Source organism: Lysinibacillus sphaericus OT4b.31 (assembly GCF_000392615.1).
Classification (GTDB): domain Bacteria; phylum Bacillota; class Bacilli; order Bacillales_A; family Planococcaceae; genus Lysinibacillus; species Lysinibacillus sphaericus_B.
In genome coordinates this window covers 2,355,857-2,370,572 of sequence record NZ_KB933398.1, presented here as the reverse complement: position 1 = coordinate 2,370,572, position 14,716 = coordinate 2,355,857, and the positions used below count along the sequence as shown (strand labels likewise).

Here is a 14,716-nt window from a genome sequence, read left to right as displayed (position 1 = left end):
TACATATAATTTTTCAATACTCGCTCCTTCAATCGATAAATTTGACCCAAAGGTTTTATCGGTCAAAATGCGCAAATTCAAATACTTTTTTTCATTTTCACGAGCTCTTTACATAAATAAAATAATTTAATGTATTTGCAATTTTTGCACAGTTAAAACCCCTATGCATCATCCGTTACAGCAAATGCATGGGGTTCACGTAATCAGTATTTAAATGCCTGAATGGATTCTTGTAAATCAATAGCCATTTTCGCTAGGTGTGTGGAGGCTGCGGCTACTTCTTCCATCGCGGCGTTTTGCTCCTGCGATGAAGCTGCAACGCTTTGGACATTGCCACTCGATTGCATCGATACCTCGCTTATATAGTCAATTTCTTTTACTAGTTTTTCAATGTCAACATGGATGGCACGAATTGCCGCAGTCACGGATTCAGTCTGCGCTTGCACATCATCTATAGCCTGGTCAATTAAAAGGAAGTTGTCGCGAGCAACATTCACTTTTTCACGCCCAACAGTAACGGAATCATTGCTATTGACCATATCTTCTTCAATAATTCTCGTGCTATTGGTAATTTGTGCCACAACCTTTTCAATATCTACTGCAGCTAAATTTGATTCATCCGCTAGTTTACGAACTTCCTCTGCAACAACAGCAAAGCCTTTGCCATGCTCACCGCTTCGTGCCGCTTCAATGGAAGCATTGATCGCCAGTAGATTTGTTTGGGTCGTAATATTTTTGATGACATTGACTGCTGAAACAATGGCCGCTGTGTTTTCATCTAAATCATTGACACGTGTGCTAAGCTCAGCTGTATTATCCGTAATCTCATTCATCTGCTCAATGACATTACGTACAGAGGAACGCCCCGTACTCGCCATATTTTTTGTTTCGACCGTTGCATCATTTACGTTATCTATGCTCGTTGAGATTTCATTCATTTTTTTCAGTATATGGGAAGATAAATCTCTTACATCCCCTGTCAATGCATCTTGTTTTTCAATCCCTTGTGCAATATCTTGAATCGATTCTGTGACAACTTCCGTTGCTTGTGTTACTTCCAAGCTACTGGCAGTCAGTTGCTCTGATGTCGCTGCAACCTGTTCAGAAGAGTCACCGACTTGCTTCATAGTATGTCGCAATTTTTCAGACATCGTATTGAATGAAGCTGCGAGCTGTGCAAATTCATCCTTCGTTGTAAATTGTAAATGGGTTTGTAAATTGCCATTTGAGAACTTGTCCATCTCGACAACCGTTTGTTGAATATTCTTTGCCACACGTCTACCAAAAGCTGTCGCAATGATGATACTTATTACCAAAGAAACAATCGCTAATCCAGCGATTTCCTTAGCACTTCTTGCACCACTTTGTTTGGTAGCCTCGATATGTGCCAACATTTCTTCCTGCTGTGCAGTAGCCATCGTTTTGCCAAAGACAACAAGTTTTTGAGAGCCTTCTCCAAGCACTGGTAACGCTAGCTGCTGTGCTTGTGCCTGTTCACCGTTTTGATATAATGGTACGATTTGCTCGTCAATGGGTTTTTCCCACTCACTTAACTGTTGTAAAAATTGTTTAAAATCTGCATTATCCTGTCCTAATGATGCAAGACGATCAATGGACTTATGTAAGGTATCACGAATTTCATGATGGTTATCTAACATTTCTTCTTTGCCATATAACATGTATCCTCGAATAGCTGCATTCGCACGCACCGTTTGGAAGGAAATATCATTATACAAATTGATAAATTCCGTATTCTCTTCAATTTCCGCAAGTGTATGTTTATTTTCATTCAAATAATACATCGCAATGCCGGTAATTCCTAAGAGAAATACTAAAACAATGCCAAAAGCAAACTGCAGTTTTCGTTCTACGGTTATTCTCATACGACCCCTCTATTCCGCTATTGTACTTAGCCATCTTGAGTATAGCGTAAGTTCACGTGTCCTCCTATATTACTTAATACTATAATAACAAATAAAATCTAATATTTGACAAAAATAAAAACTCCTATTAAAGAGTATTGACTTTTTTAAGGAGTATTTTACTAGTCATTCAGATATAGGACGAATAGCAGTTCAACTGTTTTCTACATGAAAAACCGACAGCTTATGTACTACCTGCTCTCTACTTACTGTAAATTAAATTTTTATTCATTATATTTCCAAATTAGGATAATTTCAGTTTATAATGACTTTATAGTAGTACGCTTAATTTATCTTGAAATATAGGAAGGGGTAATCACATGAGTAAACCAGCGTTATATGTGAGCTTAGTGGTAGGACCAGATTGTGATCTGGAATCATTCGCATTACGCTCAATGCTTGAGTATTTTGGCGCAAGAGTTACGGTTCATTGGATAGGGCGACCAAGTGACTTGGTTGATGTTCTGTCTGGTGAAGATCGAGAGTCGAAAATGGATTATTTGATATTAAATTTCCATGGAGATGAAGGAAGATTTTGTCTACCCGAACTAGGTGAGGATATCTATGAGGAGGGTGAGCCAAGAGGTGAATTCTTCGGTCCTCAGGAGGTCTTACACTTTTCAAAACTGCAAGATGTGAAGGTCATCGCCCCGGGTTGTACATTAGGAGATGAACGACTAGCAGACGCATTTTTTAAAAGTGGTTGCCATTCCTATATAGGTCCTGATGATTACATAGACGGTAACTCAAATTTAATGTTTGTTGTAAGGTTTATGTATGAAATGATGAATAATCATAAATCCCAGCAAGAAGCATTTGACATTGCCAAATCGATTGATGAAGAAACTGCCATGTATCAACTTTACTTACCGAAAGTATAGCGTAATCTATATAGAGGTTCACGCAAGTATAGTCAATGGCAAGAAATCGTAGCAAATCGACACACTACGATTTTTTTGTTTTCCATTCATTTTTTACAATCTCTTGGATGCATAGGCAAGATGGCATTGTACAACTCAAGTGCAGCAGGATGTTGAAATGAAGCATCTTTCTTCATTTCATCAACGACTTGACCTTGCTGCATCACAAGTATTCGATCTGCTATAAAGCGAGTGGCATTTAAATCATGTGAAATAAAAATATACGACAAATTCAATTGTTGTTGAAGCGTTTGTAGCAGTTGTAAAATATGTTTTTGTAATATCATATCAAGGCTACTAATCGCTTCATCTAAAACTATTAATTTTGGGTGGACAGCAATAGCTCGGGCAATATTTACCCGCTGCTGTTGCCCACCACTTAGCTGCCAGGGGAATTTATTCGCTACATTTTTTTCTAACTCAACCCAATTAAGTAATTCCACTACTTTTTGCTGACGTTCTAATCGTGAAAATTGTTCAAAATTTAGTAACGGTTCCTCAATTATTTCCGCAATCGTTTGCTTTGGATTAAATGAATTAAAACTATTTTGAAATACGGCCTGTAACTCTCTACGAATGCCTTTTTTCTCCTTCGCATTTGCCTGATATAAATTGACACCATTAAATCGTACAATGCCTTTTGTAGGTTTCTCTAAACCTAAAAGAATACGACTTAAGGTACTTTTACCACAACCACTTTGTCCGACCAATCCTAAGCATTCACCTTCATGAAGTGAAAATGTTATATCTTGTAAGACAGGCACAAGTTGCTTTTTTCGTAATAATGACTGGCCAGACGGATAATGCTTTACTACGTTGGTCACCTCTAATAATGTCATCTACACACACCTTTAAATTGTAATCCTTGAATGTAATAGTTTTTTTGTATAAGAATGCTGTGGGTTATCAAAACAATCAAATACATTGGTTTGCTCGACGACTTCCCCCTTGTACATAACCGCAACATCGTCCGCAAGCTCAGCAATTACACCTAAATCATGTGTAACTATAATAATGGTTGCATTCGTTTCTGTCCGAATATCATTAAATAGGTTTAAAATATTTTTTTGATTGATTGTATCGAGAGCTGTCGTCGGCTCATCAGCAATTAATAAGTTTGCTTGCATTGCAAGAGCTAGCGCAATCATGACACGCTGAAGCATACCACCACTCAATTGAAAGGGGTAAAAAGTTAAAAGTTTTTCTGGATTCGGCAGATGTACTTTATTCATATAATAAATTGCCGTTTGCTTTATTTCTTTTTTATTCATGGTAAAGTGAGCCTTTAACGTTTCTCGAAAATGCATGTCAATGGTTTGATTGCTATCAAATGATATAGATGGATTTTGCATAATCATCGATAGGTGTTTACCCCGATAATTTCTCATGTTTACGTCAGAAAGTGTTGTTAAATCGTGATTATTATAGAGAATTTGTCCCTGTTGTTGAGCACAAATCGGAAGTGACCGCATAATCGCTTGGCATAACATGGATTTCCCACAGCCACTTTCGCCAATAATCCCTAATACACGTCCTTTATCAGCGCTTAAATTAATATTTTTCAAAATTTTTTTTTCACCGATTGTGACATGTAAATCTTTGATCGTTAGAATCGGATGACAGAATGTCTCATTTTTCATAGCTACCCCTTTTGATGATTTAGTTTCTTAACACTACTTGCTAAAACATTGACTAGCAGGACAACGATGACGATGGCTGTTCCAGGATACAACATCAGTTCAGGATGTAATCGAATATATTGCTTGCCTTCACTAATCATCATCCCCCATTCTGGCGTTGGTGCTTGTACACCGAGGCCTATAAACGAAAAGCCCGCAATTTCTAAAATGACCTTTCCTAAATCCAATGATACGATTGTTAGCATTGGTGTGATTGTATTGGGGATAAAGTGTCGGGAAATCAACTGAAATCCCGATGTTCCACTGACCTTTGCAGCTTGAATAAATTCTTTTTCTTTTATACTCAAAAACAGGCCTCTTAAAATTCTTGCATAATAAATACCCTGTGTAAAAATCAAAGCTACTAAAACATTTTTTAAACTTGGCCCTAAAATCCCAAGAAGTCCAAAGGCAAGTACTAACGTAGGGAAAGCTAATAAAATATCACAAATACGAATAAAGAAGAAATCTATCACGCCACCTTTAAACGTAACGATTGCTCCTACCAATATAGCCAGGATACTGGCAACGATTTGAATGAATACCGCAGAGCCTACAGAATAGCGAATACCTAGTAAAAGACGTGAAAATGTACATCTACCTAAATGGTCTGTTCCTAATGGATACGTCCATGACGGCGCTAAAAATTTTTTAGAAACCTCCACTACATACGGATCATTTGGCATTAACCAAGGTGCGAAAAGGCCTAGCATGCCAATGATAATAAGTACAATTATCGAAAGGAATTGCATACGTGTTAATCTAGACATTTTATAAAATATGCTCATGTCATCCCCTCCTCTCCATAATCGCAGAACGAGGGTCAAGCACCCGTTGTAGAATATCTGTACATAAATTAGCCACTACATAAATGATGGCAATAATGAGTACATAACTTTGTACGACTGGATAATCGCGATTGATAATTGATTCAATTAAATAACGCCCTAAACCTGGCCAACTAAACACTTGCTCTACGATGACAGCCCCACCTAGTAAGTTGCCAAGCGTCATGCCAAGCATCGTCGTCACTGGGATAGCTGCATTTTTCAGCACATGTCTACTTAAAATGATGTGCTTCTTTAAACCTCTTAACTGTGCATAATGGACATATGGCTTTTGTAATTCGTCTATGACACTCGTTCGGATAGACTGGGTAAATAAGCCAATCACAGGTAATGCTAATGCCACCGCTGGCAGTACGATATGCGAAAGACTTCCCTTGCCATTTGACGGAAAAAAACCAAGCTTTAAACTAAATATATACAACAGTAAAAACCCTAACCAAAACGTTGGAATCGATACACTGATAATCGATAAAAAACCAATCAGTTTGTCAACTATCGAATTCTTATACAGTGCACAGATAACCCCAAGAGGTATACTGCAACAGATTATTAAGGCAAAAGCAGCAAATGCTAATTCGATAGTAGCTGGTAGTTTTGCAAAAATTTCTTGTCCAACAGGTAATTTGCTCACAAAGGATGTACCAAAATCAAATTGTAGTACGCCCTTTAGCCAGATAAAATATTGGATGAGCAACGGTTTGTCAGTTCCAAGTTCTTCTCGAAGTGCTTGTATTGCTTCAGGTGTAGGAGCAATTCGTGACAGTCTAAGAATTACTTCTGCAGGCTCCACAGGCACAAACCGAACGAAAATAAAAGTAATAAGAGATACGCCTACTAATACAAATGGTAGGGTAATAATGCGTTTTAGACAAAAAAGCCATGTGGATTCATACAATTTTTTCACTTCCCCAACTGTCCTCTTACAAAAGGAGCCGTCTCACATGAGATGGCTCCTTTCTGCACGTCAGCCTTAGCGCTTAGCAATATGCCTATGTGCCTAATTGACCAACACTTTTTTAACTATTTCTTTACATCCATTTGAGCGTATGGAATATCATATTCTGACGCACGAGGTAAAAAGTCTTTTACATAGTCGTGATAGATTACATTGTTTGTCTCATATGAGATAGGATAGAATAATGCTTGGTCATGTAACATTGTTAAAATATCTGTATAGTATTGCACACGTTGTACTTCATCCGTGCCAATTAATAATTGATGAATTTTTTCATCAATTTCAGCTGCATTTGGTAAACCTAATTTCGCTTCGTAGACACCACTTGCGTTTGGCGTCGCTGATTCATTGGCAAAGCTATGTGGATCTGTAGGTGGGCCATTTGTGCGCCAGAAATTAATATCCACTTGATTATCCATTAATTTTTGAAGGCCTACCATCACATCCGCACCTTCAAGATTAAGTTGTATACCAATCTTAGCTAACTCCCCTTGCATTAACTCTGCCATCGGTTTTTGGATAGCATCTGTTGCAATATAAATTAAATCCAGTTCAAGCAGTTCTCCATTTTTAGAACGAACCTTTTCACCATCTTTTAATAGCCAACCCGCTTCATCAAGTAATTGCTCAGCTTTTTTCGGATTAAATAAAATCCGGGCTAACTCGATATTGGCATACGGAATCGCATCCCAAAATAATGTATTTGCTACTTTTTCTGTACCATGTGTAATGCTTTCAACCATTTGCTCTTTATCAATCGCATATTGTATGGCTTGGCGCACATTTAATTCTGCTAAAGGGCCAGATTGTGTGTTGAATAATAAAGCACGTGTTGATAGTGGCTCTGAAATAGCCGTATTATATTTGCCGCTATCTTTCAAGAAAGAATAGTTATCTAAACTAATAATACCGCGACCATAGATTAAGTCTAATTCTTCATTTTCAAAGGCCAGTGAGATAGATTCAGAATCAGGAATAATTTTCACCTTCACTTGATCTACCAACGGCTTTTCACCCCAATAATTTTCGTTGCGACTAAAAAGCGCATATTCATCCTTTTTATAATCTGTTAACACCCATGGACCTGTTCCAACAGGTGCTTGTATGCTTTCATATGTAGCGTCCTTTTTTGGAAATCCATTATCCCCTAAAAAACGGAACGGACGAACAAAGGCCAATTCATTTAACACTGGATAATAGGGTTCATCTAACTGTAGACGGACTGTAAAATCATCCTCTTTGACAACTTCTTTAATGTGGTTGACCATCCCCATCCAAGAATGCATGTCTCGATTTGCTAAAACAGCATCAAAATTGCGAATCACATTATCAGCATTAAATGCAGTTCCATCTGAATATTTTACATCTTTTCTTAGATGAAATACATACGCTGTTTTATCTTCTGAAATATCCCAGCTTTCCGCTAATTTTGGAGAGATTGTCCCATCATCGTTATATTCCACTAATGATTCATAGACCATTACCTGCGCAGTCATTTGGTTCGGTAAATAAGTATGTGGATTTAATGGCCCTATATCTAAAGGCCATCCGATGGTCAACATCTTGTCATCATTTTTTGTGGCATTTTGTGTTTTCCCATCACTATCATTAGCACTAGAACAGCCTACTAATACGATCATAATCAGCGCTAACATCAATGGGTATATATTCTTTTTTATACTCATCATCATTGCTCCCAATCTATTTTCTTGGTGCTACCATGCGAAACATATAAGCTTCTTCATATTCGAAATGTAGCCGATCCTCTGTTGTTAAAAACCATCGCTCATTTTTATCGAGTGGGATATACCCGCTTGGTAACATACGCCTTACTTGCACATCAAACCCTTCGGCAAAAAATGCGGATGCGATGTCATCTAACATATGTAAATTCATTTTAGTCGTGCCAAATTGACGAATGATTTTCTCAATATTTTTCATACTCGGATTGTTCCGATAGTCTGAAAATGTTGCAATATAGACACCCTCTGGCTTTAAGGCTGCTTTTATTTCTTTTGCATGTGCTGCTAAATCGCTTATTAAATAAATAACGGATATGCTGGTGGCAATATTAAATTTTTGTGAGAATTGTGCAATACTCGTTGTAGCAAAATAGCTAAGGGGCAAATCGGCTTTACGAGCATTGGCAACAGCTATGGAATCGATCGCTAAATCACTTGAGCAAAAGGTCGTTCCCGATACAAATATCTTAAAACTCCCCCTTGATTACAGCCAAAATCTAATATCGACTTGTTCGTTAAGTCGCTCTCAAGTATCATCTCCAGTACTTTTTCCCAATGTCAAAGCCCATGCTCTTCTTCCATTGTTGCTTCGCCGCCATTTGGCTCCTTCCACCAAACATCATATAATTGGTTTTCCTTCATTTCTACACCACCTTCAAGAATACATTATCTCCAGATAGAAAAAGGCATAAAAAAAACCTTATTCCAGTAGAATAAGGACAGAAAAACTCGCTATAAAAAGGCTCTCCATCCATCTCCCTATCTTTCGTAGATCTCCAATGAATCTTATTACAAGCAGGCATACTGGCTTATGAATCGTCATCTTGCTTCACCTTCCCAAGTACATTATAAAAGCATACTCAGTAATACTTGAAACAAAACTCCTCATTTACAGCTGCGGGACAGCATGGGATTTACACCCATTTTCCTTTTAATCATGTGGATATTCTTCACACAAACTTGTAATGTTAGATATTAAATTAGTAATAAACATAACATGCTCAATTTCCGTCGTCAATTTTATTTTCTGAATATAATAAAGTTTTGATTATTATTTTTGAACAAAGCCGCCAACACTCCCGTGAGGCGGCTCCTTGCTATTTTTGATGTTCTTTCAACATCGCATCTGTGAAAGCTTGAGATTGTCCTCGTGGAATACTTAACGTTTTCCATTCGTCGCCCTTAATTTGCTTAGCGATATAGACAATTTGACCAACATGTGAAGCCTAATGTGCCATTTGTCTTTCAATGGCATCTATGACCGTATGTTGCTGTCCTCTAATCGTCACTGACCTTAATAAATCAGCTTCTGTTACCCCCTGTAGTGCATCCAGAAACACTTGCCAGCCTTTTTCCCACGTCGCTAATATCACTTCTTTTGAGTCCAAACTATCATTAAATTCATCATCACGATTCCTTGTAGTTTTCTCACCATCCGTTGTTAAAAAATCCGTCCATCTGGAAATCATATTCCCACTAACATGTTTGACAATGACGGCAATGCTATTCGAATCTTCATTAAAAGCCCAATGCAATTGCTCATTGTTTAATTGTGCGAGTGTTTTATCGCCATCCACTTTGACACGTGTAAATCTTTCGAGTACAACTTTTAAATATGTTTCACCCATAGTCATACAACAACATCTCCCCTTCGCCTTAAACTGTAACGTTGCTCTTACCTCTACAATTATAAACGAAGGACGAATGAAGCAGAATGCGATTTAAGAAAAATTTCCCACTCAACCTTTTAGCGGAACACCTTTTCCAGTTACTCATTTTTATAGGTCACTTTCGACAACGAATACCACGCGGAAGTCATCAGATTATCCACGAAACACTAAATTTCCTTTAGCGCGTACAAAAAAAGCTAGTGCTACTTTACAATAGCACTAGCTTTCTGTTATAAGTTTTCTTCAATATATGTTTCGATATCCCCAGCGATTGTATCGATTGGTACATCTTCATCCTCAGAATAACCGTTATACATTTTCACGAGAACGCCATCTTTATCCACTAAGAAAAATTGAGATCCATGGATAACTTGGTCGCTGTTCGGATCATCCTTCACCCATATTTTCGTTGATTTTTGGGCAAATTGCTCAATATATGACTGTGCATAACCTGTAAGAAGATTCCATTTCGACTCATCAGGCACATTATAATGTGCTAAATAATCTGCTAATACTTCGGGCTTATCCACTTCTGGGTCAATTGAAAAAGCAACTATATTATAATCTTCTACACCTTTTTCTTTCAGCTTTTCTTGTACCTGTGTCATATTAAACGACATTGGCGGGCAAATTGAAGTGCAATTTGTGAAAACATACATACCTAACCATGGTTTCCCTTTCAAGCTTTCTAAAGAGACCTTTTCTCCACGCTGATTGACATGATCAAAATCCTGTATTTCCATACTATAATCGGCCTTAAACTTCACATTGCCACATGCACTAAGCACTGTTGTTAAGACAAGTAGTAGTACAAGCCCTGTTACTTTGTTTTTCATATTAACACACTCCCTACTCACATTACCTTCATCTTATCGAATGGTGTAAGCGTTGACAACCACTCGACGTGACAGCTTTCGTACATCTTTGTGAAATCAATTTCACTTTCATTTTAAAGATACAAGGACATCATGAATTGCATCTAGTTTTACTTCTACGCGATGTAACAAATAAAACGACACAAGAATCGGAAAACCAATATCGGATATCATATTCAACCATTGATCCATCTAAATTTCCTCCTAACTATGAAAAGACAGGAAAACTCGTCCTATAGCATCGTAGCTTTAATCACGCGACTTAATAGTACGGGCCATCCCTTTCACCAAAGTAAGCGACATACCTAGACATTTAAAAAAAGGCCCTCGCCACTAATTGCGCAAAGACCATTTTTTGCATTACACAGTACCAAACTCGAATGTTGAAACTTGACGATTAATGATGCGGGCCCCCTTTATAGCAACAAAAGCACCTGTTTTTACTTCAAAGACGTTACCTGTAATAATCGTTTGCATCACCTGTTGTATATCCGATGCTGTAATAGCCGGCTTCGGGGCATCAATCGTTACTATGGCTGTTTTCCCCATTGTTGTTTCAAATTGCAACTCTAATATTTGTGTCATCATGTTCACCTCCTTGTTTTCCGTTTGTGCTGTTACGATAAATCTGTTGTTTCTTGTTTTACTACACTGTCTAATGGCTGTGATGAAAGACTTGCAATCGCCTTTGCTACCTTCAGTAAGTCTGCATTCGAATGAGAACCGTTAAGATTTTGGTACGTTTTTGTAGAAAACTTCGGCTCGTTGTGCTCATCGTGACCTACAATATACTTTAAGCGCAGTGTAGCACCTATAAAAATTGCGTTTGCCATATACCCCACCCCCTTTCTACAAAATATATACAGGCAAATTGTAAAAAGAGGGACAATAAGGATGAATTTTTTTGGCCAAGCTTTTATAATAGAGTCAGAGAAGGTAAAGAGGTGAACGGTTTGCAGTTAGAAGGTTGGTTTTTATGGTTTATCTTGTTTTGGGTTGTCGTCCTTATATCTCTAATGGGCATTGGTGGATTTTTCATGTTCCGTAAGTTTTTGAAGGCCTTGCCAAAGCAGGATGGCAAATCAGATTTAGATTGGCAAGAATTTTATTTAGATAAAACGATTCATTTATGGGGACAACCAGAGAAAGAGCTCTTGTATGAACTTGTAAGCCCTGTACCCGAGTTATTTAGACAAGTAGCGAAAGAAAAAATTGCAGGAAAAATCGGGGAACTTGCTTTAGAGGAAAAAGCGAAAGCTATAGACAATGACTTAATTATTCGTGGCTATATTCAAGCTACCCCTAAGCGTGATCATAAATTTTTACGTAAAAAATTAGATCAGTTGCAAATTGATGTGACACCGTACGAGCACTTATTTGATTAATAGGAAAAACCGCACTTTTTTGCAAGTGCGGTTTTTTCAGTATTACTTAAATAAATGATCAAGTGCCTGATAATCTTGCTGATAACGACCACCGTCAGCTACCTCAGCATGATACAGCGCTTTTAATGCATAATTTTTTTGCAGGTCCATTTCAGCCATAAGCTTTTTTAATTGATCATGCAGTTCACGATTTTCTCTCACTAACTGCTGCATCTGTGGTTTAAAATATTTCATCTTGTCGAGCTCCTCATTCTTTAACGTGCTTACTAGTATAGCACGATTACTTGTTAAAAAGTGAGATGAACCGTCAGTTCTGCGAGTCTATCGGTCAGTCAGGCTTGTTTATCCGTCAGTTAGGCCACTTTATCCGTCACTTCGACGAGTCTATCCGTCACTCCGGCCACTCTATCCGTCACTTCAACGAGTCTATCCGTCACTTTGGCCACTTTATCCGTCACTTCACCCAGTCTACATAAAAAAACTGCGCTAGCGCATACCGCACTGACCTAAAAAATTGAGACAAATAAAAACACCTTTCGTTGAAAAACGGGTATTGTACCTTATCAAATCAACGTGGAGGTGTTTTTCTATGAGGACAAGAGTTAGTTATCCAGTAGAAGTGAAAATGAAAGCAATTGAAATGAGATTAGCAGGGATTCCTGTAAAACAAGTACTAGAGGAGCTAAATATTCGTAACCATTCTCAGTTAAAAACATGGATGAAATGGTACAGGAATGGTGAATTACATCGTCTTGAACAACCTGTAGGAAAACAATATACCTTTGGCAAAGGACCTGAATATGAAAGTGAAACCGCTAAGTTACAAGCAGAGAATCGTTATTTAAAGCAACAAATTGAAGTTTTAAAAAAGTACGCAGAGTTGGAGTGGAAGTGGTCCCAAAAGTTGTAGTTGCGCTAGTAGAGGAGCTAAAAGAAATTATGCCGATTGGTGAAATTTGCCGTCATTTAGGTGTAGCCCGTTCATCGTATTATCGCTGGAAGGCCAATAGAAACAAATTAACTCAAAAGGATCTTCGAGACCAAGAAATTGGTGACTTGTGCAAGCTACACAAATTCAGATACGGCTATCGAAAAATCACAGAATTACTTAAAGGCATTAGTGAGAAAACAGTGCAAAGTGTGATGCGAAAATATGACTGGCAATGTCGTGTGAAGGTAAAGAAACGTAAACGTACAGGACAACCAGCTCATATTGTTCCTAACTTATTAGCACGTGATTTTACGGCAACAAAACCGTTGGAAAAGCTCGTAACAGATATTACTTACTTGCCTTTTGGACAATCCATAATGTACCTTTCAAGTATCTTAGACCTATTTAATGGCGAAATTATTGCGTATACAATTGGGTTTACACAAGACACTGACCTTGTCTTAGATACGCTGAATCAATTACCAGATTTACCAGGGGGCTGTATTCTGCATAGCGATCAAGGTTCTGTTTACACATCTTACGTGTATCAGAAGGCAGTCAAAGAAAAAGGAATTACCATGAGCATGTCTCGTAAAGGCACGCCCGCTGATAATTCCCCAATTGAAACGTTTCACTCCTCGCTAAAGTCTGAAACGTTCTACCTCGATGATATTTATCGCACAACAAATGCGTGTGTAATAAATATTGTCGAAGAATACATTTTCTATTATAACAATATTCGGATTAAAACGAAATTAAACAACCAGTCGCCGGTTCAATACCGTCGACTGGCTGTAAAATAGGGTGTTCTTACTGTCTCAAAAATGACACTCAGTGCCTACTCTAGTGCAGTTTTTTTGTATTACATAGCTTTTAGCGGTACGGTTTTCTTTATTTTTATAAATTGAAGGAGCATGGCAATCCGCCAAGGTACTAGCATGGCGAAAGCCAAAATCCAAAACATGCCTGCTAATTCGCCGACATCTATGGCGTTACTTAAAATTATTTTCGCAACAACACGGAAAATTAAAAGGCCCATTAGAATAAAAACAAAGGCTTTTGAACGTTTTAAATAAATATCCTGCCCTTTTACTTCAAACTTAGAAGTAGCTATTAAAATCGTCGAGAACACCATCCCGACAGCACCTGCCTCTAAAACTTGCATAGGTGGAACTCTAAATTGTTCAAATAAAAACATGAAGGCACCTGAAGACATCGCGATAGGTGGAATGATAATTTTCTTCTCATTTGTTGGCTTTTTGGAAGCTCTCATACGTATGACCATTACAAAACTACCCATCAAAATGGCCATGATGGTCGAACCGATTACATAATATTGAGAAGGTATATTGCTTAACATGTAAAATCCTCCTCTAATGTCAAATTAACAATTTTGACCAACTAATTGATCGGCAACAGCTTTTAATTTTTCTGGCTCGAAAGGCTTCGTTATAAAATCCTTCGCACCACTTTCAATCGCTTCCACGATTAATTTTTGTTGCCCTAAAGCCGTAATCATAACAATTTTCGCATTGGGAAATTCAGGAATGATTTTCTTTACAGCCGCAATACCTGTCATAACGGGCATCGTTACATCCATTGTTACAAGATCCGGTTGTAACTCGCGATACATCGCCACAGCTTCTTTACCATTAACCGCCTTGCCGACAACCTCATAACCCCATTCACTAAACATATTACTTATTGCAACACGCATAAATAGCGTATCATCCACTACTAAAACTGTAGGCACGTGTTCATCTCCCTCCACGTTAAAGTACGGTATGCC

Annotated in this window: 17 protein-coding genes, 1 pseudogene and 1 riboswitch; of the genes and pseudogenes, 3 read left to right on the top strand and 15 right to left on the bottom strand. The window is 37.9% G+C overall.

Annotation, left to right across the window (positions count from 1 at the left end; all coding sequences use genetic code 11):
- Window positions 1-203: 203 nt before the first annotated feature.
- Window positions 204-1,883: a methyl-accepting chemotaxis protein gene (locus tag H131_RS10820; RefSeq protein WP_010859174.1), complete on the bottom strand. Its 1,680-nt coding sequence runs from the start codon at window positions 1,881-1,883 to the stop codon at window positions 204-206.
- Window positions 1,884-2,242: 359 nt separating this feature from the next.
- On the opposite strand from H131_RS10820, the gene H131_RS10815 reads away from it, so the two are divergent.
- Window positions 2,243-2,803: a hypothetical protein gene (locus tag H131_RS10815; protein WP_010859173.1), complete on the top strand. Its 561-nt coding sequence runs from the start codon at window positions 2,243-2,245 to the stop codon at window positions 2,801-2,803.
- Between the two features lie 86 nt (window positions 2,804-2,889).
- On the opposite strand, the gene nikE is transcribed toward H131_RS10815, so the two are convergent.
- The 11 genes and pseudogenes from nikE to H131_RS10765 all read right to left on the bottom strand — a co-directional run bounded on the left by nikE (window position 2,890) and on the right by H131_RS10765 (window position 11,444).
- Complete coding sequence (gene nikE, locus H131_RS10810) at window positions 2,890-3,681, bottom strand: nickel import ATP-binding protein NikE (RefSeq protein WP_010859172.1); 792 nt, start codon at window positions 3,679-3,681, stop codon at window positions 2,890-2,892.
- Window positions 3,682-3,693: 12 nt separating this feature from the next.
- Window positions 3,694-4,482 carry an ABC transporter ATP-binding protein gene (locus H131_RS10805; RefSeq protein WP_010859171.1) on the bottom strand — a complete coding sequence of 263 codons (789 nt, stop codon included), beginning with the start codon at window positions 4,480-4,482 and terminating at the stop codon, window positions 3,694-3,696.
- 2 nt (window positions 4,483-4,484) lie between these two features.
- Entirely contained in the window at window positions 4,485-5,309 is an 825-nt protein-coding gene (locus H131_RS10800; protein ID WP_010859170.1) for an ABC transporter permease subunit, read from the bottom strand.
- 1 nt (window position 5,310) lies between these two features.
- Entirely contained in the window at window positions 5,311-6,273 is a 963-nt protein-coding gene (gene nikB / locus H131_RS10795) for a nickel ABC transporter permease (protein WP_010859169.1), read from the bottom strand.
- Between the two features lie 116 nt (window positions 6,274-6,389).
- Entirely contained in the window at window positions 6,390-8,009 is a 1,620-nt protein-coding gene (gene nikA / locus H131_RS10790; RefSeq protein ID WP_010859168.1) for a nickel ABC transporter substrate-binding protein, read from the bottom strand.
- A gap of 16 nt (window positions 8,010-8,025) precedes the next feature.
- Window positions 8,026-8,451, bottom strand: coding sequence for a class I SAM-dependent methyltransferase (locus H131_RS25350; RefSeq protein ID WP_010859167.1), 426 nt, complete (start codon window positions 8,449-8,451; stop codon window positions 8,026-8,028).
- A 392-nt stretch (window positions 8,452-8,843) separates the two neighbouring features.
- Window positions 8,844-9,045: riboswitch (cobalamin riboswitch) on the bottom strand.
- Between the two features lie 118 nt (window positions 9,046-9,163).
- Window positions 9,164-9,700: pseudogene (locus H131_RS10780) on the bottom strand (DUF1572 family protein).
- A gap of 266 nt (window positions 9,701-9,966) precedes the next feature.
- Window positions 9,967-10,572 carry an SCO family protein gene (locus H131_RS10775; protein ID WP_010859165.1) on the bottom strand — a complete coding sequence of 202 codons (606 nt, stop codon included), beginning with the start codon at window positions 10,570-10,572 and terminating at the stop codon, window positions 9,967-9,969.
- A 108-nt stretch (window positions 10,573-10,680) separates the two neighbouring features.
- Window positions 10,681-10,803, bottom strand: coding sequence for a YvrJ family protein (locus tag H131_RS23660; protein WP_010859164.1), 123 nt, complete (start codon window positions 10,801-10,803; stop codon window positions 10,681-10,683).
- A gap of 168 nt (window positions 10,804-10,971) precedes the next feature.
- Entirely contained in the window at window positions 10,972-11,196 is a 225-nt protein-coding gene (locus tag H131_RS10770) for a DUF2922 domain-containing protein (protein WP_010859163.1), read from the bottom strand.
- A 32-nt stretch (window positions 11,197-11,228) separates the two neighbouring features.
- Window positions 11,229-11,444, bottom strand: coding sequence for a DUF1659 domain-containing protein (locus H131_RS10765; protein ID WP_010859162.1), 216 nt, complete (start codon window positions 11,442-11,444; stop codon window positions 11,229-11,231).
- A gap of 111 nt (window positions 11,445-11,555) precedes the next feature.
- Between H131_RS10765 and H131_RS10760 the strand changes: the two genes are divergently transcribed.
- Window positions 11,556-11,996 (top strand): DUF2621 domain-containing protein, encoded by a 441-nt coding sequence (locus H131_RS10760; RefSeq protein ID WP_196228881.1) that lies wholly within the window; start codon window positions 11,556-11,558, stop codon window positions 11,994-11,996.
- 42 nt (window positions 11,997-12,038) lie between these two features.
- Here the strand turns inward: H131_RS10760 and H131_RS10755 are convergent, their stop codons facing one another.
- Window positions 12,039-12,230 carry a hypothetical protein gene (locus tag H131_RS10755; protein WP_010859160.1) on the bottom strand — a complete coding sequence of 64 codons (192 nt, stop codon included), beginning with the start codon at window positions 12,228-12,230 and terminating at the stop codon, window positions 12,039-12,041.
- Window positions 12,231-12,585: 355 nt separating this feature from the next.
- On the opposite strand from H131_RS10755, the gene H131_RS10745 reads away from it, so the two are divergent.
- Window positions 12,586-13,730 (top strand): IS3 family transposase gene (locus H131_RS10745; protein WP_155242405.1). Its coding sequence is split into 2 segments (ribosomal slippage): window positions 12,586-12,859 and window positions 12,859-13,730, totalling 1,146 coding nucleotides; the frame shifts between segments, so codons are not numbered across the junction.
- Between the two features lie 59 nt (window positions 13,731-13,789).
- On the opposite strand, the gene H131_RS10740 is transcribed toward H131_RS10745, so the two are convergent.
- Window positions 13,790-14,287 carry a CcdC family protein gene (locus H131_RS10740; RefSeq protein ID WP_010859158.1) on the bottom strand — a complete coding sequence of 166 codons (498 nt, stop codon included), beginning with the start codon at window positions 14,285-14,287 and terminating at the stop codon, window positions 13,790-13,792.
- Between the two features lie 24 nt (window positions 14,288-14,311).
- Window positions 14,312-14,698, bottom strand: a complete 387-nt coding sequence (locus tag H131_RS10735; protein ID WP_036130115.1) for a response regulator — start codon at window positions 14,696-14,698, stop codon at window positions 14,312-14,314.
- Window positions 14,699-14,716: the final 18 nt, after the last annotated feature.

Excerpts from the sequence above, each read along its gene's own strand:
- H131_RS10765 (WP_010859162.1), bottom strand. The coding sequence starts at position 11,444 with ATGGCAAACGCAATTTTTATAGGTGCTACACTGCGCTTAAAGTATATT.
- H131_RS10740 (WP_010859158.1), bottom strand. The coding sequence starts at position 14,287 with ATGTTAAGCAATATACCTTCTCAATATTATGTAATCGGTTCGACCATC.
- nikE (WP_010859172.1), bottom strand. The coding sequence starts at position 3,681 with ATGACATTATTAGAGGTGACCAACGTAGTAAAGCATTATCCGTCTGGC.
- H131_RS10770 (WP_010859163.1), bottom strand. The coding sequence starts at position 11,196 with ATGACACAAATATTAGAGTTGCAATTTGAAACAACAATGGGGAAAACA.
- nikA (WP_010859168.1), bottom strand. The coding sequence starts at position 8,009 with ATGAGTATAAAAAAGAATATATACCCATTGATGTTAGCGCTGATTATG.
- H131_RS10775 (WP_010859165.1), bottom strand. The coding sequence starts at position 10,572 with ATGAAAAACAAAGTAACAGGGCTTGTACTACTACTTGTCTTAACAACA.
- H131_RS10805 (WP_010859171.1), bottom strand. The coding sequence starts at position 4,482 with ATGAAAAATGAGACATTCTGTCATCCGATTCTAACGATCAAAGATTTA.
- H131_RS10800 (WP_010859170.1), bottom strand. The coding sequence starts at position 5,309 with ATGAGCATATTTTATAAAATGTCTAGATTAACACGTATGCAATTCCTT.
- H131_RS10815 (WP_010859173.1), top strand. The coding sequence starts at position 2,243 with ATGAGTAAACCAGCGTTATATGTGAGCTTAGTGGTAGGACCAGATTGT.
- H131_RS10755 (WP_010859160.1), bottom strand. The coding sequence starts at position 12,230 with ATGAAATATTTTAAACCACAGATGCAGCAGTTAGTGAGAGAAAATCGT.
- H131_RS23660 (WP_010859164.1), bottom strand. The coding sequence starts at position 10,803 with ATGGATCAATGGTTGAATATGATATCCGATATTGGTTTTCCGATTCTT.
- H131_RS10820 (WP_010859174.1), bottom strand. The coding sequence starts at position 1,883 with ATGAGAATAACCGTAGAACGAAAACTGCAGTTTGCTTTTGGCATTGTT.